Genomic DNA, 17,723 nt, shown 5'->3' with positions numbered 1-17,723 from the left:
AAGCGGATTGGACAGTTGTGGCTGACGCCTCGCAGGGTTCGGATTTCGTCGTCGTAGCCAACAGGTTGCCGGTCGATCTGGAGACACTTCCCGACGGAAGCACGCGATGGAAGCGCAGCCCCGGCGGGCTGGTCACCGCGCTCGAGCCCATCCTGCGCGCCAACAAGGGTGCCTGGGTGGGATGGGTCGGCGTATCCGACGTCGACGTGGAGCCGTTCGTCGAGGACGACCTGCACCTGCGTCCGGTGCCGATCAGCGAGAAGGAATACACCCAGTACTACGAGGGCTTCTCCAACGCCACGCTGTGGCCGCTGTACCACGACGTCATCGTCAAGCCCGAGTACGACCGCGACTGGTGGAACGCCTACGTCGAAGTCAACCGCCGCTTCGCGGAGAAGACGTCCGAGGCAGCCGCGCAGGGTGCGACGGTGTGGATTCAGGACTATCAGCTCCAGCTGGTGCCCAAGATGCTGCGGATGCTGCGGCCAGATCTGACCATCGGCTTCTTTCTGCACATCCCGTTCCCACCGATCGAGCTGTTCATGCAGATGCCGTGGCGCACCGAGATCGTCGAAGGACTGCTCGGAGCCGACCTGATCGGTTTCCATCTGTCCGGCGGTGCACAGAACTTCCTCTACCTTGCCCGACGCCTCGCCGGGGGAACCACCTCACGCGGAACCGTCGGTGTGCGATCCAAGCTCGGTGTCGTCCAGGTGGGGTTCCGGACCGTACGCGTCGGAGCGTTCCCGATCTCCATCGACTCCGGTGACCTCGACACCAAGTCGCGCACGAAGGCCGTCCGAGACCGCGCCAAGCAGCTGCGCAAAGACCTCGGCAATCCGAAACGGATCATGCTCGGCGTCGACCGACTGGATTACACCAAGGGAATCGACGTTAGGCTCAACGCATTTCGAGAGTTGCTCGAAGAAGGCCGAGTCGATCCGGCCGAGAACGTCATCGTGCAATTGGCGACGCCCAGCCGTGAACGCGTCGAGAGCTATGTCGCCATGCGCGGCGAGATCGAGCAGCAGGTGGGACGCATCAACGGCGAGTACGGCCAGGTGGGCCACCCGGTGGTCCACTACCTGCACCGTCCAATTCCCCGCGAGGACCTGCTCGCCTACTTCGTCGCTGCCGACGTCATGCTGGTCACTCCCCTACGCGACGGCATGAACCTCGTCGCCAAGGAGTACGTGGCCTGCCGCAGCGACCTCGGTGGCGCGCTAGTTCTCAGCGAATTCACCGGTGCTGCTGCAGAATTGCGCCAGGCGTACCTGTGCAACCCCCATGATCTGGACAGCGTGAAGGACGCCATCACCGGAGCGCTCGAACAGGAACCCGAGGCAGGTAAGCGTCACATGCGAGCCATGCGCCGGCAGGTTCTCGCCCATGACGTCGACCGTTGGGCTCGATCGTTCCTGTCCGCTCTGGCACAGCCGGCCGAGGGCACCAACCTCGTCAGATAAATCGCTTTACCCCCACCGTCGACGGCTGCTAGTTTGCCGTCGACGGTTTTGTCCATGCGAGAAGTGAGGAGGTGGGCATCGTGGCCACCTGGACGAGAACACACCCGAGCCCTCACACCTCCTCCACGAAGGACTTCTCGCATGTCTTCTCTACTCGAATACGGACTCGACCAACACTGGCGTGACGAGTTCGAACAGCATTCTCACAGCGCAATTCTCGCTCGCGTGGTTCGCGTCGACCGTGGTGAATTCGACGCCGTCACCGAGCGCGGAATCGCGCGCGGTACCGGCAGTGTCAGCGGTCGTTCCGCAGGCTCTACTCCTGGCGGCCTCTGCACCGGGGACTGGGTGGCACTGGACGCGGAATCGTTCCGGCTGATCGACATCTTGCCCCGCCGAACGGCCATAGTTCGCGCCAGTGCCGGATCGACCTCGGCCGCACAGGTTCTCGGTGCCAACGTCGATACTGTCGTGGTCACCGTCGCGTCGGACACGGTTCTCGACCTCGGTCGCGTCGAGCGCTACCTCACGCTGGCGTGGGGCAGCGGCGGCGTACCCGTCGTCGCGATCACCAAGACCGACAGCGGACGCGTCACCGAAGAGTCCGTCCTGGCCGCCGCGCCGGGTGTCACCGTCTGCAGCACCAGCGCGGTGTCGGCCGACGGAATCGATTCGCTGACAGCACATCTGCACGGCACGGTCGCGCTCATCGGGCCGTCGGGATCGGGTAAATCGACTCTCGGCAACGCTCTGATCGGGAGCACCGCGTTCACCACCGGCACCACTCGCGAGGCGGACGCCAAGGGCAGACACACGACGGTGCGTCGGGAATTGATTCCGGTACCACGACTGGGACTGACCCTGCTCGATACTCCCGGATTGAGATCGGTGGGTGTACAAGGATCGGAAGACGCAGTGGCGAGCGCCTTTTCGGATATCGACGAGCTGGCCGCACTGTGCCGTTTCGGCGACTGCGCGCACGTTCACGAGCCCGGTTGCGCCGTTCTCGCCGCCGTCGAGACAGGCGAACTCACCGAACGCCGGCTGGGTAACTACCGAAAGCTGTTGCGAGAGAACGCCTGGACAACGTCGCGCCACGATGCGCGGGCGCGCAGCGAGAAGTTGAGGGAATACAAGCAGATGACCAAGTCGCCACGGCAGAAGTACGCAGCCGACGGTGGGCGGCGCTAGGTCAGCTCTCGTCGAACAGCGAGGGGCTCTCGGACTCAGCCTCTTCCAGCGGAGCCGAGCCCTCGCGCGGCGATGCCTTGCGCACCACCTCGACCGTCGTCGTCCGGACCGACAGCCGATGCCCGTCGTGATGCTCGAGCAACGCCAACCCTTGACGAATCTCGAGCACCTTCCACGGGCCTGCATGCCCGGACGCCTGAACCAGGTCGCCTGGTGCGATCTCGGAAGCCACTGTTGTTCTCCATTCACCGAGCAGGTATCGGGGGTCGAGCCAGTCTGTGACACACACCCTATCGGGCGCCGACCAGCCCGACGCCACTTGCTCGTCGAACAAGTTAGGAGTACTCATGTAATAGTTGTAGATGTACAAGCAAATATGCGGAGGTGCACGTGGCCGAGCTGACTCGACGACACCGATATCTCGTGCTCGGGATCTGCTGCCTCAGCCTGTTTCTCGTCAGCACCGACAACACGATCGTCAACGTCGCGCTGCCGTCGATGCGCGCAGATCTGAATGCATCGGTATCGGGTCTGCAATGGATCATCGATGCATACACGCTGGTCGTGGCATCCCTGCTGATGCTCGGTGGCTCGATGGCCGACAAGTACGGCCGCAAACGCTTCTTCCTGATCGGCACCGGAACGTTCGTCCTCGGCTCGCTGCTGTGCAGCGTCGCACCGTCGCTCGGCTGGCTCATCGCCTTCCGGATGCTGCAGGCCATCGGCGGCTCGATGATGAATCCCGTCGCGATGTCGATCATCACCAACACCTTCACCGACCCCAAAGAGCGCGCCGGCGCGATCGGCATGTGGGGTGCCGTCGTCGGAATCTCGATGTCCGCGGGACCGGCACTCGGCGGCGTGCTCGTCACCAGCGCCGGCTGGCAGTCCATCTTCTGGATCAACGTCCCCGTCGGGATCTTCGCTTTGGCGATGACACTGAAGTTCGTCCCGGAATCCAAGGCCGAGCACGCGAGGAAGTTCGATCCGCTAGGTCAGTTCCTCATCTTCGCGTTCCTCGCGTCCCTGGTCTTCACCATCATCGAAGGTCCCGCGAAGGGTTGGGGATCACCGCTGATCGTGTTCACGGGTGCCGTCGCGATCGGCTCTCTCGTCGGGCTGCTGGTGGTCGAATCGCGAATCGATGAACCGCTGATCCAGCTGAAGTTCTTCCGCAGTGCACCGTTCAGTGGCGCTACGGTGATCGCCGTGTGTGCGTTCGCGTCCCTCGGCGGGTTCCTGTTCCTCAACACGCTGTACCTGCAGGACGTTCGCGGCTACTCACCTCTGCACGCTGGTCTCTACACTCTGCCGATGGCACTGATGACGCTGATTTTCGCGCCGATATCGGGACGCATCGTCGGCAGCTTAGGGGCTCGCATCCCCCTGCTCGTGGCCGGCCTCGGCTTCGTGGTCTCCGCGCTGATGCTCACCAGAACGACGCCGACGACATCCTTCACCTGGTTGGCGACGGCATACGTGATCTTCGGAATCTCCTTCGGCATGGTCAACGCCCCGATCACCAACACCGCAGTGTCCGGGATGCCGCGCAGCCAAGCCGGCGTGGCCTCGGCTATCGCGTCGACCAGCAGGCAGGTGGGTCAGTCGCTCGGTGTGGCCGTCATGGGATCGATCGTCACCGCGAGCATCGTCGGAGAAATCTCCGACGGCTTCACTGCCGCCGCCGTGCCCGCCTGGTTCGTCATCGCCGGTGCAGGCGTGGTCGTGACCGTGCTCGCGCTGGTCACCACCGGCCGGTGGGCACGATCGACCGCCGAACGTATCGACCAGCCGGTGCTCGTATGACGAGCGAAGCAGCGCAGATCTGGCGCGAGATGCGAGCGCTGATGCTCGAGGTACACGACACTCGACGGGCCGTCGCCGAGGCCACCGGGATGAGCTTCCTGCGCGCGAAACTGCTGATCAAGCTGTTGGCCGGCGATCGGACGGTCACCGAACTCGCCGATCTGCTCGCCTCCGACGTGCCCTACGTATCTCTGAACGTGCGCGAACTCGAACAGCGAGACCTGGTGGTGCGCACCGAGGACCCCACCGATCGTCGACGACGCATCATCGGACTCACCGACACCGGACGCCGCCTCGCCGAGAAAGCCCGCACGATCGCCGACGCCCCTCCGCCGGAATTCACGGCACTACCGCCGGAGGACCTGGCGCATCTGCGTCGAATACTGCGACTGCCCTGATGTGGTGGGACGGTGCTTCTGCTTCGGCTTCTGCTTCTGCTTCAGCGGCGAATGTCTGCGAGCGGGGTTCCGATCTCGACGAGGGCGCGCACGGTGGCGGCCTCCATGCCGGGTGAACCACACACCAGGATCTGACGGTCGGGAAACGGCCCCTGCACGGCGACGACGTCGGCGATAGCACCCTCCCAACAGTGCTCCGGCTCGAAAAATGATGTGCTGGAACCAATTTCCTCGTGAATACGATCGTTCCAGCGGTCCGAGGCCCACGGCTCGTGCAGCTGATCGACGACGGGAACGACGGTCAGCCACGGCAACTCGGCCGCCATCAACCACAGCATGTCGCTTGCATAGAGATCGCGCGGCGACTTGCCGCCGAAGAACAGCGTCACATTCGGCGGCCGCTCCCAGCGCGTGAGATCGAGCAGAATCGCGCGCAACGGAGCGAGGCCGGTACCGCCCGCGATCATGACGACGTCACGCCCGGAATCGTCGACGTGCAGACCGCCCTGCGGATCACTGATCTGCCAGACATGACCGGGCCGCGTCTCGTTGACGATCGACCCGCTCACCCACCCCGCGGGTACCGCGCGCACATGGAATTCGAGCTTGCCGTCCAGCGACGGCGGCAGGGCGGGCGAATATCGCCGCGTCAGAGCGGTGTTGTGCGGAACTGTGACGGACACGGACTGCCCGGCCCTGAACGGGATCGCGTCGCCCTCGAGCCTGATCACCGCGAGGTCGTTCCGAAGGCGATGGTACTGAACGACTGTCGAATCCCACGCCTGCATGCGGACCAGGATAGGGGTCGATGCCGGGTGTCTCGCAAACGCGCGCGAGGTTCGCCACTGCCGATGCCGCAAACGCGCGCGCGTTTGCGGGGAAGGCGCGCGGAAAAGTGACCGAATCACTGGCAAATCTGCGCGCACCCGACAAACGCGCGCGCGTTTGCGGGGAAGGCGCGCGGAATAGTGACCGAATCACTAGCGAATCTGCGCGCACCTGACAAATGCGCGCGCGTTTGCGGGGAAGGCGGCGAACTCAGCGCTGGTGCTTCGGCTTCCACACCACCAGGGCGTTGCGCTGAATAGGCACCAGGTCGCGGCGGTAGCTCGCGTGCACGTTCGCCACCTCCTGCGCCAGTTCCGAGACCCTGGCCTGCAGGGCCTCGACCTGGTTGGTGAGTTCGATGATGCGCTTGATGCCGGCGAGGTTGACGCCCTCGTCCTGCGAGAGTCGCTGCACTTCACGGAGCAGGGCGACGTCGCGCGGTGTGTAGCGTCGACCCCCGCCGGTGGTGCGGTGCGGGATGACCAGGCCCAGTCGGTCGTAGGTGCGCAGCGTCTGCGCATGCATGCCGGCCAGCTGAGCCGCGACGGAGATCACGAAGATCTGCGCGTCGGGATCACCTTGTGCCCCACCGGCTTTCGCGGAACCGCCCTCGGGAGGGACCGACATCACACACCTGCCCACCCGGCCCGCGGGTCGAATCCGCTGGCCTTCTCGGCTTCCAGATAGGTCTTCAGAGCGTCGGTAGCAGCATCGTCGAGTTTCTGCGGGACGGCAACTTTGACGGTCACCATCAGATCACCGGTACCGGACTTCTTCGGGATACCGCGTCCGCGCACCCGCAGTACTCGGCCGTCGACGGTGCCCGGTGGCACCTTGACGCCGACGCGTCCTTCGAGGGTGGGCACCGACAGTGTGGTGCCGAGAACCAGTTCGCCGTAGCTGACCGGCACGGTCACCGTGAGGTCGTCGCCGGTGCGGCCGAAGACCTTGTCGGGCTTGACTCGAACGGTGACGAACAGGTCGCCGGACGGTGCTCCGCGTAGCCCGGCCTCGCCTTGGCCTGCGAGTCGTACTTTCTGGCCGTCGCTGATGCCGGCGGGTACTCGCACGGTGATGGTGCGGGTGCGGTTCTGCACTCCGGTGCCGCGGCAATCGACGCACGGGTCGTCGATGATGGATCCGGTACCGCGGCAATCGTCGCAGGGCTCACTGAACCCGAACGCGCCTTGGTTTCGGTTGACGACGCCCTGGCCGTTGCACTTGGGGCAGACCCGCGGGCTCGTTCCCGGCTTGGCACCGCTGCCGTGGCACGTGGTGCACGAGGACGGACTGGTCAACCGCAACGGAACCGTCACGCCCAGCGCCGCCTCACGGAACTGCAGCGAGGTCTCGGTCTCGACGTCGCTGCCGCGTCGGGGACGGTTGCTCTGCGGACGCTGCTGCGCAGCGCCGCGATTGAACAGTCCACCGAAGAGGTCGCCGATGCCGCCGTCGCCGCCGCCGGCCTGACCGAAGATGTCCCCGACATCGAAACTTTGGCCACCGCCGCCGAATCCACCGGCACCGGGTGAGAACCCACCGCCGCCGCGGCTACCGAAGCCGCCGGACGCGAACAGCCGCCTGGCCTCGTCGTATTCCTTGCGTTTGGCCGGGTCGGCGAGAACGGCATGCGCCTCGCTGACCGCTTTGAACTTGTTCTCGGCCGCGGCGTTACCGGGATTGGCGTCGGGATGGTTGTCCCGCGCCAACTTTCGGTACGCCTTCTTGATCTCTTCTGCAGTAGCGCTGGAGGAAACGCCCAGCTCCTTGTAGAAGTCCTTCTCGATCCACTCCCGCTGGCTCACCGGGCGTTTCCTCCTCTCGCGCTATTTCTTTTTACTGCTCGTCGGGCGCGGGTGCGTCCGATTCATTTGTTGCCGCGCCCTCGGAAGCACTGTCGACCACGCCGACCATCGCGGTGCGCAGCACGCGTTCGCCGAGCTTGTAGCCCGGACGCATCAGCGTGCCGACGACCGGATTGCTGCCGTCGCCCTCATGGGAAACGGCCTCGTGGATGGCCGGGTCGAAGGCGTCGCCCTCGGCCCCGAAGGTGCTCAGACCGATGTTCGTGAACACCCCCGCCAGCTTGTCCGCCACGGACTTGAGCGGTCCGGTTTCGAGATCGCCGTGCTGGCGAGCTCGCTCCAGATCGTCGAGGACGGGGAGCAGCTGGGACACGACGGACGCTTTCGCGTTCTCCGCTCCCGTCTGCTTCTCCCGATCCGTGCGGCGACGGTAGTTGGCGTACTCGGCCGACACGCGCTGCAGATCGGCAGTGAGTTCGGCGACCTGAGTGTCGCGCGGATCTTCTGTGTCCTCCGCCTCGACCACGATCTCGCCTGTCCCTTCGTCCACCGAGCCGGGCTGGGGCGCAGTACCGGTGCCCGCGAGGGGCTCCGGAACTGCGTCACCTTCCCGTACTTCACCGGTCTCGGGATCGATCTTCCGCTTGTCCACGAAAGTGACCGGTTCTTGCTCGGAGTTACCCGACGTCACTTCTTGTCCGTGTCGTCGGCGGGCTCGTCGACAACCTCTGCGTCGACTACACCGTCGTCAGCGGCCTGCGCGCCACCCTCTGCGCCGCCCTGCTCCTTGGCCTGAGCCTCGTAGATGGCGGTGCCGAGAGCCTGCGACTCGCTCGACAGCTTCTCCACGGCGGTCTTCACTGCCGAGATGTCGCTGCCCGCGAGTGCCGTCTTGGCGTCGGCGATGGCAGTTTCGACGCGGCCCTTGAGCTCGGCGTCGACCTTGTCCTCGTTGTCCTTGACGAACTTCTCCGTCTGGTGGACGAGGGACTCGGCCTGGTTGCGGACCTCGGCCTCTTCGCGACGAGCCTTGTCCTCGTCTGCGTGAGCTTCGGCGTCGGCGACCATGCGGTCGATCTCTTCCTTGGACAGACCGGAGCCGTCCTGGATCTTGATCGTGTTCTCCTTGCCGGTGCCCTTGTCCTTGGCCGTGACGTGCACGATGCCGTTGGCGTCGATGTCGAAGGTGACCTCGATCTGGGGGACGCCGCGCGGAGCCGGGGGCAGATCCGTCAACTCGAACGAGCCGAGGAGCTTGTTGTGCGATGCGATCTCGCGCTCACCCTGGAAGACCTGGATCTGCACCGAGGGCTGATTGTCGTCAGCGGTGGTGAAGGTCTCGGAACGCTTCGTCGGGATGGTGGTGTTGCGCTCGATGAGCTTGGTCATGACGCCACCCTTGGTTTCGATACCGAGGGACAGCGGCGTGACGTCGAGGAGCAGAACGTCCTTGACCTCACCCTTGAGCACACCGGCCTGCAGTGCAGCGCCGACGGCCACGACCTCGTCCGGGTTGACGCCCTTGTTGGGCTCGCGTCCACCGGAGAGTTCCTTGACCAGCTCGGAGACTGCGGGCATACGCGTCGATCCACCGACGAGCACGACGTGGTCGATGTCCTTGACGGCGATGCCGGAGTCCTTGACCACTGCCTGGAACGGCGCACGGGTGCGGTCGAGCAGGTCGGAGGTGATCTTCTGGAACTCCGAGCGGCTGAGCTGCTCGTCGAGGAAGAGCGGGTTCTTGTCCGCGTCGACCGTGATGTACGGAAGGTTGATCGAGGTGCTCTGCCCGGAGGACAGTTCGATCTTCGCCTTCTCGGCAGCCTCACGCAGACGCTGCAGGGCCATCTTGTCCTTGGTCAGATCGATGCCGTTCTGAGCCTTGAACTTGTCGACGAGCCAGGTCACGATGCGCTCGTCCCAGTCGTCGCCACCGAGGTGGTTGTCGCCGGACGTCGCGCGGACCTCGACGACGCCGTCGCCGATTTCGAGCAGCGAGACGTCGAACGTGCCGCCACCGAGGTCGAACACGAGAATGGTTTGCTCGCTGTCGCCCTTGTCCAGGCCGTATGCGAGAGCTGCCGCGGTGGGCTCGTTGACGATGCGCAGGACGTTGAGGCCGGCGATCTGGCCGGCTTCCTTCGTGGCCTGACGCTGTGCGTCCTCGAAGTACGCGGGAACGGTGATGACCGCGTCGGTGATTTCCTCACCCAGGTAGGCCTCGGCGTCGCGCTTGAGCTTCTGCAGCGTGCGCGCGGAGATTTCCTGAGGGGTGTACTTCTTACCGTCGATCTCCACGGTCCAGTCCGTGCCGACGTGGCGCTTCACGGAACGAATGGTGCGGTCGACGTTGGTGACCGCCTGGTTCTTCGCGGGCTGGCCGACCAGCACTTCACCGTTCTTGGCGAAAGCGACGATCGACGGGGTGGTGCGTGATCCCTCGGAGTTGGCGACGACAACCGGTTCGCCGCCCTCGAGGACGGACACGACCGAGTTGGTGGTCCCGAGGTCGATACCGACCGCACGAGCCATAATGTTTCCTCCTGTTGTTGCGTGGGTTCCAGTCCCTGGGTGAGCGAACTCCGCTCAAGTTTGCACAACGCGATCTATCGCGTCAACTTCCAACTTGAGCCTCATCCACTCAAGGCTGCTGACCTGCACAACGGAGGGTGTGGCGAATTTGTTCCCTAGGGAGCGGCTGCGCCGCATGTGAGTGAAAACTCGGTCCCTGCTACGAAGTTCCACGCACATGGGGACAGCAGTACGCCGCGACGATCGGATGGATCGTCGCGGCGCAGCGGGAGAGAAAGTACGGAACGAGAATTACTCGGCAGGCTCGGTGGCGGGTGCGGGGATGCAGCTGTAGCTGAGCAGTCCGCCGGTGATGTTGTTCATGAAGTCGGCATCGAGTGCGCTGGCGAAGGCAGCTGCGCCGGCAGGGCGAGCGACCCATTCGCGATCGGCCGACGGCACGGTGTAGGTCATTGCCTCGCCCGCCTTGATGGTCTTCTCGGTGTTCTGACCCTGCAGACCCGGCAGTGCGCCGTAGTTGACGTTGACGTTCGACGCGTCGTCGGCACCCTTGTTCTCGACCTTGACCTGCAGTGCGACGACGCCGCCCTCGGGGGCCTTCTCGACTGCGGTGTCGCAGACAGTGGCCATCGAGACCACCAGGTCGGGGCTTTCCAGAACTGCGGAGCCGAGGGGCATCGCGGGCTCGGTCTCGGGCTCGGCCGAGGCCATGGGTACGAGGACGACCGCACCGATGCCGGCGGCCAGGGCGGCCGTCGAGGCCAGGATCGATGTGCGGGCAAGACGTCGCATGGACAACTCCTGTGACTTAGGGGATGTGACCCGTGAGTCTGATGTGACTGAAGGGACAGTTGGTACTTCCTCACTATGGCCTATCCGATTCAGACATTCCACACCAGGCGGTCTCGATTCGATGACGTTCGCATATCGAACAAAACCGGTCGGGCCGAATGACATTCGTGTGATTCGGCCGCCGCTCACCGATCGACGGGCCGGGCCCGGCGCGCCCACACGCTAGGTTTCGCTGGTCGAAGAAGAGGGGAACCACAACCCTGCGGATCGGCCGCGCCCTACGTAGGGTTGAGGAAAAGCGAGGCTACGGAGGCACATGGATCCCGAAGTGCAGCACGAACCGAGCGAGATCACCTACGACGAGAAGTTCTACCCGGCTCGGCCGAAACCGCTTCGTCCGTCCGTGCGCCGTGCGAACCGAAGTAGTGGTCCCACACCGGACAGCGAGCCGGTCGCGTCCAATCCCGAGTACGTGGACTGGCTCACCGAACAGTCGATGCTGCGAGATGCCAAGCTCATTGCCGAACAGCTGTCGGGCAAGGGCAGCATGTGGCAGAACCCGTATGCCGATCCCGATCCGCGAGCTGCCGTCGAGCGAGCACCCGTCTGGTTCACCGCCTACCCCATCTCGGTGATCAACGCTCCGCAGACCAGCTTCCTGAGCACCCTCGGTGACGAGAAGTTGTGGCAGGCGTTCTCCGAGATCGGCGTCACCGCCGTGCACACCGGACCGGTGAAGGTGGCGGGCGGCATCCACGGGTGGCGTCCCACCCCGTCCGTCGACGGCCACTTCGACCGCATCGGTATGCAGATCGACCCCGCCTTCGGATCGGAAGAAGAGTTCCGACGCCTGTGCGTCGTGGCCTCCGCGTACGACGGCATCGTCATCGACGACATCGTTCCCGGACACACCGGTAAGGGTGCGGACTTCCGGCTGGCCGAGATGGCCGTCGCCGACTACCCCGGCATTTACCACATGGTCGAGATCGAGCCGCAGGACTGGCACTTGCTCCCCCGCGTGCGCGCCGGTGCCGACTCGCAGAACATCGACGCCGAGGCCGAGGCCAATCTCGCTCGCGCCGGCTACATCATCGGCCAGCTGCAGCGAGTGATCTTCTACGAGCTCGGCGTCAAGGAAACCAACTGGAGCGCAACACCTCCCGTCGTCGGCATCGACGGCGTCGAGCGGCGTTGGGTGTACCTGCACTACTTCAAGGCCGGTCAGCCGTCCATCAACTGGCTCGACCCATCGTTCGCGGGCATGCGCCTCGTCATCGGCGACGCCTGCCATTCCATCGCCGATCTCGGTGCCGGCGCGTTGCGTTTGGACGCCAACGGTTTCCTCGGCGTCGAACGTCGTGCGGAGGGTCCGGGTTGGTCCGAGGGACACCCACTTTCGGAGGCCGCGAATCACCTGATCGCCAGTGTGGTGCGCAAGATGGGTGGGTTCACCTTCCAGGAGTTGAACCTGACGATCGACGACATCAAGGCGATGGGCACCAACGGCGCCGATCTGTCGTACGACTTCATCAACCGCCCGGCCTACCAGCATGCGTTGGTCATGGGGAACACCGAATTCCTCAGACTCACCATGACTTTGGCGCGTGATCATGGTGTCGACACGGCATCACTGGTGCACGCGCTGCAGAACCACGACGAGATGACGTTCGAGCTCATCCACTTCGCGACACTGCACGCAGAAGACGAGTTCGCCTACGGCGGCGAGTCGGTCAAGGGCTGCGATCTGGGCGATCGCATTCGCGGTGAACTCACCGATCGCCTCACCGGCCGCTGGGCACCGTACAACCGAACGTTCACCACCAACGGAATCGCCTGCACCACAGCCAGTGTCATCACCGCGTCGCTCGGCATCCGCGATCTCGACCGGATGGACGAGCAGGACATCGAGACCGTGAAGCGGGCGCACCTGCTGCTCGCCATGTACAACGCACTGCAGCCCGGCGTGTTCGCGCTGTCCGGCTGGGACTTGCTGGGCATTCTTCCGATCGCCGCCGACGAGGTCGAGGATCTCATCAAGGAGGGCGACACTCGCTGGCTCAACCGCGGCGCACACGACCTGATGGGGTATTTCCCCGACGCCGTGCGCTCGGAGTCGGGCATTCCCCGTGGACGCAGCCTGTACGGGTCGCTACCGGAGCAGTTGGCCGACCCGCAGTCGTTCGCTCGGCAGCTGGCTCGAATCATCGAGCTGCGCAACAAGTACGGAATTGCCACGGCGCAGCAGATCGATATTCCGACGGTCTCGCACAAGAGCCTGTTGGTGATGGTGCACGAGCTCGGCCAGGGCACCATCCAGGCCACGGTGCTGAACTTCTCGTCCGACGAGATCAGCGCAACCATTCAGTCCAAGCACCTGGTGCCCGGCACCTGCGCCATCGATGTGTTCGACGACAACGAAATCGCGACGGTCGACGAACTGCACAGCTTCCCGATGAACCTCGGTCCGTACGAGGGCGTCGCGGTGGTGCTGCGGTGAGAGAACCTGCGAGCGGCTAGCCGGAGTCGGTCGCCGTGGGCGGCGCGTCGAGGTTCTCGATCAGATTCAGCTGGGTCCCATCGGGATCCACGAGAAATCCGACGCGCTGCCCCCTAGGCCGGCGCAGCACAGGATGCAGTCGAGGGCGACCGACGGGCTTCTCCACGACGCCTGCATTCGCGATCTGTCGATACAGTTCGTCGACATCGTCCACACGGACGCTGCACATGAACGAACTGTCGTCGGGCACCAGATCGGGAAACCGGAAGAACTCCAACCGAAGCGCTCCGCGCTCGATGATCAGCCAACCATCGTCACGGTAGGCCGACACGAACCCGAATCCGCCGTAGAAGGCGAGCGTGGCATCGAAGTCACGAGACGGCAGGTTCGGTACAGCGTGATCGGCCACAGCGTCCCACCGTACGACCTTTCGATGAACTTCGCAGCCGCACTGCCGGTGACTGGGCAGCTCCCCCGATAGACTCCTGCACCGTGGCCGAAGAACCGAACGATCCGACAGCACACAGGCCTCGGCCTGCCCGACCGCAACCACCGCGGCCGGAGCTGTCCGTCGAACCTCTTCGGCCACGACAGGAATCCACCGCAGACTCCCGTCTGCCGAAGATCGCGACCGGACTGTGGGCGGCGACCGCCGCACTGATCCTGGCGCTGGCCGCCGTCATCGCGCTGAACTGGAACGTCGTTCTGTCGGGCGTCGAAACCGCCGTGGCTCAGCAGGATTCGACGGCAAGCGCCGCAGACGTCCGGAACACGGCGTCGGCCACCCTCATCTCGAGCGGTGCTGCCGCCGCCGTGCTGGTACTACTCGGGTTCGTCTCGTTGAACCTGCTCCGCGGCGCAGCCACGTCGTCCAAAATATTGATGGGCGCGGTAGGAATTCTGACCATCGGGGCGGCCGTCACGTTCTCGACCTTCGTCTCCGACGCCTCGGCCCTGCTCGGCGGCGTGCTGCAATGGGGTCCGTTCGTCGTGGCAGGCGCTGCCGCAGCCGCCACGGTCGTCGCGTTGCTACCTCGACGCCCCTCACGTCAGTGAGGCGAGAATCCCTTCGGCACTGCGCGCGGCGAGGGCACACGAATTCGACGTGAACCGGTCCAGAAGCGGATGCTCCGAGAGGGATCGCCACTTACGCACCGCAGCCAGTGCCGTGTCGCGCTGCTGAGTGTGCCCCGCATCGGGCGGCAGATCGAGACGCTCGGTGGCGGCGATACCGAAGCCGCCGATGATGCGCTGCAGATCGAGCAGTCCTCCGTCGGGCAATGTCGGTGTGACCGAACGCAATCGGCCGAGCAACCGTAGTTCGGCAAACCCGTGCACGTCGGCGAGCATCCTGCCGGCTTCGGTACGCAGCGCATGCGACTCCGGCCGGAACTCCAGAATTCGTTGTAGCGCAACCAGAGCCGAGTGCAGCTTCAGCTGATCCGCACGCTGGCCGAATTGCACGTCGATGACCGAGCGAAGTTCGGACAGTCCACTGCGCTCGACCAGGTCGGCCGCCAGTGTCGGCGAATCACGCACACCGAGCCGAATCAGCGTCACGGCCATCCGAATCCCGAACAAGCCGAAGCGGTCGACAATGCTGGCGCGCAGGGCGGCATCGACGGGCAGAGTGCTCTCCGCCCGCACGAACCGATCGGCCGAAAGCATCGCCAGCTGCAGATCCTCGGTCGGTACCGTCGCGAGCATCTGGAATGCGGCGAACTCGCTCTGCCGCAACGTCTCTGCTCCCAACGCCAACAGCCCTGCCACCGGGACGACGGCCTGGCACAGTCCGGTGGCTTCGAGCTCGGACGCGAACCGGGCCGCGACCTCCTTGGCCGACATCATCGCGTCCATGCGGCCCGAGCCGACCTCGTCCGCCCGGGAGACCACCCCGATTACCCCCAGTGGCCCGGAATCACCTCCGACGTGTGCCCCGATCTGCCCAAGAAACGAGACGTCCGTGGCATTGAGGGTGCGCAGCAGGTAGACCACCGCGTCGGCCCCCGACGACGAATTCTCGGGGGTCAGCATCGCCAACGTGCGCGCCGAGACATCGCGAGAGAGCGACGAGGTGCCGGGTGTGTCGATGATCGTCGTCTGCGCCAAAGTACTTGCCGGCCATTCGACGTCGAGGCGATCGACCTGCGCCGCCGTCAACGCACCGAGATCGAACGTCAGCCGCCCGTCGCGTCGTTGCACCGGAACGTTCGCCGCCCGATCGCCGTCGTACCAGGCCGTCACACTGGGTGAGACGCCGTTGCGATACCACGTGACGACCTTGGTGCATTCGGTGGCGTCGGTCGGCGCAATATCCTGCCCGACAAGCGAATTGAGCAGAGTGGACTTGCCTGCCTTGAGCGATCCCGCGAGCGCGACCCGGAGCGGCTCGTCCAAACGGTAGAGACATTCGTCGAGCATCCAGGACGCCTCGGCGTCGCCGGCGTACGTCGACCGCGCTGCCGAGATCAGATCGCGCGCTCGGGCCAGTGCCGTCACGCTCATACTGCGACGTCCTTCACCAGACGCGTTGCGCGAGCATTCAATTCCGAGACAAGTCGCATGTCGTTCTCCAGCCTCGCGATCCGGGCGGTGCGATCGGTGTTGTCGGCGGCAGCGGCTTCTTGCGCCGAGCGCAACGACTCGTTGAGCGAACGCAATGTCTGCTCGGCGATCGAGGTGAAGTGATCTCGCAGCACCCGCTGAATCTGACGCAGCCGATCCTTCGACTCCTTGCCCACCTGGAAGCTGACGTCGTCGGTGAAGCGGCGAATCGCCATCTTGGCCTCGGAACGACGAGCCTTGACGCGATTCTCCTTGTCTTCCTTGTACGCCTTGGTGCCGAGCAGTACGCCTGCTCCGATCGAGATCGGATTGAGCAGACTCAGCCCGACGAACGTGGTGATCAGACCGAACATCAGTACGCCGCCGTAGGATCCACGCATTCCCACGAGCACTTTCTGCGTGATACCCACCCGACCCGACTCCAGATCGGCCAGGGACGTCACGGGCTCGAGCACATTGTCGAGATCGCCGAGATCGAGATCGGGCAGGGCCGCCGCGCCGGACGACGCGAAGTGCTCGGCCACCAACTCCGACAACCACAGAGCCCGCTCGTGCGCCCACACGAAATTGTCGCCCACCGACGCAGCGATCTGCTCTTCGAGCCATTCGCCCAGTTGCGGCCAGTCCTTCCCCGGATCCCCCTCGTCGACGGTTTCCTCGGCCTCCCGGGTGACGCGTCGCAGTCGGTCGCGCAGGTCGTGATCGATGTCCGACGCGAGATCTGCGATTCCGTCACCGAGCGTCTGTTGCCACTGCGAGGACCTCTTGTGCAGTTCCTCGGCGGCGGACTTGGCACGCTGGAGCCCGGCGACCGCGGCGGCCGCGCGCTCCGGATCCTTCAGCGCCGCAAGCTCACTGCCGAACGACAGTGTCAGGTGCTCGGTCACCGAGCGGACGTCGAGGGATACCGATGCGCGAGCCAGCACGTCGGCTCGTGCCACCACGTCGTCGCGCAGAAATGCGTACAGCTGCTGGAAGCCGGATTCTGCATTGAGTTCCTCGTCGTTCAAACGCACTGCGTGCGAACGCAACAACGACGACACCGGCAGCATCTGCACGGTGATGCCTGCACGGTCCAGATGTCCACGGTTGGCCTCGACGATCTGCCGCCAATGGGGATACAGATCGATCTTGGTGATCAGCACCGCCACCGCCGGGCACAGACCCTGCACCTGCCGCAGGAACGCCAATTCCGGCTCGGTGAATTCACGAGAGGCGTCGGACACGACGAGCACGGCATCGGCCGACGGAATCAGACCCAATGTCCCTGCCGCATGCGGGTTTCCGTGGCCACCGACTCCCGGCGTGTCGACCAGCACCAGGCCGTCGGCGAGCAGTGGGCTCGGTACCGCGATGTCCAGCCGCAGCACCTCCCGGCCCTGAGCCCGGGGACTCGCCGGAGTGACCGTGGTGATCTCTTCGAGCGGTACGTCCACGCGAATCGGTTCGTCACCGGGATTCGCGAGCACCAGCTGCGCGGAGAAGCTGTCCGCGTTGGACACCACCGTCGGAATCGCGGTGGTCTCGTCGTCGCCCACCGAGCACACCGTCAGATTCAGCAGCGAATTCACGAACTGGCTCTTGCCCTGTTTGAGGGGTCCGACCACGATGATGCGACGGCGAGGGTCGAGCACACGCGACTTCGCTGCCTCGACTCGATCGACCAGATCGGATCGTCTCGCCGATGTCGCTACCTCCGCGGTGCGATCGAGCAGCTCGGCCAGTTCCGTAGATTGCCCGTCCATACCTGTGTCTCCACAACCCATCTCGTCGACTCCCGCGAACCCAACTCGTCCCGCAGGCCGCATTCCCAGACTCTAGCGACGACTCGGCCCCGAGTGTC

General features: G+C 64.7%; 16 protein-coding genes. 6 read left to right on the top strand and 10 right to left on the bottom strand.

Going from position 1 to position 17,723, the window contains the following annotated elements:
- Positions 1-17 precede the first annotated feature (17 nt).
- Together RFA01S_RS08370 and rsgA are read left to right on the top strand one after the other, a co-directional pair.
- Complete coding sequence (locus RFA01S_RS08370; protein ID WP_027495664.1) at positions 18-1,466, top strand: alpha,alpha-trehalose-phosphate synthase (UDP-forming); 1,449 nt, start codon at positions 18-20, stop codon at positions 1,464-1,466.
- Positions 1,467-1,607: 141 nt separating this feature from the next.
- Entirely contained in the window at positions 1,608-2,657 is a 1,050-nt protein-coding gene (rsgA, locus tag RFA01S_RS08365) for a ribosome small subunit-dependent GTPase A (protein WP_032406195.1), read from the top strand.
- A 1-nt stretch (position 2,658) separates the two neighbouring features.
- On the opposite strand, the gene RFA01S_RS08360 is transcribed toward rsgA, so the two are convergent.
- On the bottom strand, positions 2,659-2,889 hold the full coding sequence (locus tag RFA01S_RS08360; RefSeq protein ID WP_027495662.1) for a hypothetical protein: 231 nt from the start codon (positions 2,887-2,889) through the stop codon (positions 2,659-2,661).
- 158 nt (positions 2,890-3,047) lie between these two features.
- Between RFA01S_RS08360 and RFA01S_RS08355 the strand changes: the two genes are divergently transcribed.
- The gene (locus RFA01S_RS08355; protein WP_032406286.1) at positions 3,048-4,463 is read left to right on the top strand and encodes an MFS transporter; all 1,416 of its coding nucleotides are present in this window, start codon (positions 3,048-3,050) and stop codon (positions 4,461-4,463) included.
- Positions 4,460-4,861 (top strand): MarR family winged helix-turn-helix transcriptional regulator, encoded by a 402-nt coding sequence (locus tag RFA01S_RS08350; protein WP_032406194.1) that lies wholly within the window; start codon positions 4,460-4,462, stop codon positions 4,859-4,861. Before RFA01S_RS08355 ends, RFA01S_RS08350 begins: the two co-directional genes overlap by 4 nt.
- A gap of 41 nt (positions 4,862-4,902) precedes the next feature.
- Here RFA01S_RS08350 and RFA01S_RS08345 read toward each other — a convergent pair whose 3' ends face one another.
- The 6 genes from RFA01S_RS08345 to RFA01S_RS08320 all read right to left on the bottom strand — a co-directional run bounded on the left by RFA01S_RS08345 (position 4,903) and on the right by RFA01S_RS08320 (position 10,818).
- Entirely contained in the window at positions 4,903-5,649 is a 747-nt protein-coding gene (locus RFA01S_RS08345; protein WP_032406193.1) for an FAD-binding oxidoreductase, read from the bottom strand.
- Between the two features lie 250 nt (positions 5,650-5,899).
- On the bottom strand, positions 5,900-6,316 hold the full coding sequence (locus RFA01S_RS08340) for a heat shock protein transcriptional repressor HspR (protein ID WP_045841157.1): 417 nt from the start codon (positions 6,314-6,316) through the stop codon (positions 5,900-5,902).
- On the bottom strand, positions 6,316-7,494 hold the full coding sequence (gene dnaJ / locus RFA01S_RS08335) for a molecular chaperone DnaJ (protein WP_032406192.1): 1,179 nt from the start codon (positions 7,492-7,494) through the stop codon (positions 6,316-6,318). The genes RFA01S_RS08340 and dnaJ overlap by 1 nt, the downstream gene beginning before the upstream one ends.
- 31 nt (positions 7,495-7,525) lie before the next feature.
- Positions 7,526-8,185, bottom strand: coding sequence for a nucleotide exchange factor GrpE (gene grpE, locus RFA01S_RS08330; RefSeq protein ID WP_032406191.1), 660 nt, complete (start codon positions 8,183-8,185; stop codon positions 7,526-7,528).
- Entirely contained in the window at positions 8,182-10,026 is a 1,845-nt protein-coding gene (dnaK, locus tag RFA01S_RS08325; protein WP_027495655.1) for a molecular chaperone DnaK, read from the bottom strand. Before dnaK ends, grpE begins: the two co-directional genes overlap by 4 nt.
- A gap of 291 nt (positions 10,027-10,317) precedes the next feature.
- Positions 10,318-10,818 (bottom strand): hypothetical protein, encoded by a 501-nt coding sequence (locus tag RFA01S_RS08320; protein ID WP_032366878.1) that lies wholly within the window; start codon positions 10,816-10,818, stop codon positions 10,318-10,320.
- A 316-nt stretch (positions 10,819-11,134) separates the two neighbouring features.
- On the opposite strand from RFA01S_RS08320, the gene treS reads away from it, so the two are divergent.
- Positions 11,135-13,315, top strand: a complete 2,181-nt coding sequence (gene treS / locus RFA01S_RS08315; protein WP_027495653.1) for a maltose alpha-D-glucosyltransferase — start codon at positions 11,135-11,137, stop codon at positions 13,313-13,315.
- Between the two features lie 16 nt (positions 13,316-13,331).
- Here treS and RFA01S_RS08310 read toward each other — a convergent pair whose 3' ends face one another.
- A complete protein-coding gene (locus RFA01S_RS08310) occupies positions 13,332-13,724 on the bottom strand; it encodes a bleomycin resistance protein (protein ID WP_032406190.1) in 393 nt (130 codons plus the stop codon).
- Between the two features lie 83 nt (positions 13,725-13,807).
- Between RFA01S_RS08310 and RFA01S_RS08305 the strand changes: the two genes are divergently transcribed.
- Complete coding sequence (locus tag RFA01S_RS08305; protein ID WP_032375008.1) at positions 13,808-14,371, top strand: hypothetical protein; 564 nt, start codon at positions 13,808-13,810, stop codon at positions 14,369-14,371.
- On the opposite strand, the gene RFA01S_RS08300 is transcribed toward RFA01S_RS08305, so the two are convergent.
- On the bottom strand, positions 14,360-15,820 hold the full coding sequence (locus tag RFA01S_RS08300; protein ID WP_027495651.1) for a dynamin family protein: 1,461 nt from the start codon (positions 15,818-15,820) through the stop codon (positions 14,360-14,362). The two genes, RFA01S_RS08305 and RFA01S_RS08300, sit on opposite strands and share 12 nt — an antisense overlap.
- The gene (locus tag RFA01S_RS08295; RefSeq protein WP_032406189.1) at positions 15,817-17,625 is read right to left on the bottom strand and encodes a dynamin family protein; all 1,809 of its coding nucleotides are present in this window, start codon (positions 17,623-17,625) and stop codon (positions 15,817-15,819) included. The genes RFA01S_RS08300 and RFA01S_RS08295 overlap by 4 nt, the downstream gene beginning before the upstream one ends.
- Between the last annotated feature and the right edge of the window lie 98 nt (positions 17,626-17,723).

Origin of the sequence: Rhodococcoides fascians NBRC 12155 = LMG 3623 (genome assembly GCF_001894785.1) — a bacterium.
GTDB classification, from domain to species: Bacteria; Actinomycetota; Actinomycetes; order Mycobacteriales; family Mycobacteriaceae; genus Rhodococcoides; species Rhodococcoides fascians.
This window is presented reverse-complemented; position numbering and strand designations above follow the sequence as displayed.

Coding starts and splice junctions, on each gene's coding strand:
- treS (WP_027495653.1), top strand. CDS start 11,135: ATGGATCCCGAAGTGCAGCACGAACCGAGCGAGATCACCTACGACGAG.
- RFA01S_RS08345 (WP_032406193.1), bottom strand. CDS start 5,649: ATGCAGGCGTGGGATTCGACAGTCGTTCAGTACCATCGCCTTCGGAAC.
- RFA01S_RS08350 (WP_032406194.1), top strand. CDS start 4,460: ATGACGAGCGAAGCAGCGCAGATCTGGCGCGAGATGCGAGCGCTGATG.
- RFA01S_RS08320 (WP_032366878.1), bottom strand. CDS start 10,818: ATGCGACGTCTTGCCCGCACATCGATCCTGGCCTCGACGGCCGCCCTG.
- RFA01S_RS08300 (WP_027495651.1), bottom strand. CDS start 15,820: ATGAGCGTGACGGCACTGGCCCGAGCGCGCGATCTGATCTCGGCAGCG.
- RFA01S_RS08295 (WP_032406189.1), bottom strand. CDS start 17,625: ATGGACGGGCAATCTACGGAACTGGCCGAGCTGCTCGATCGCACCGCG.
- dnaK (WP_027495655.1), bottom strand. CDS start 10,026: ATGGCTCGTGCGGTCGGTATCGACCTCGGGACCACCAACTCGGTCGTG.
- rsgA (WP_032406195.1), top strand. CDS start 1,608: ATGTCTTCTCTACTCGAATACGGACTCGACCAACACTGGCGTGACGAG.
- RFA01S_RS08340 (WP_045841157.1), bottom strand. CDS start 6,316: ATGTCGGTCCCTCCCGAGGGCGGTTCCGCGAAAGCCGGTGGGGCACAA.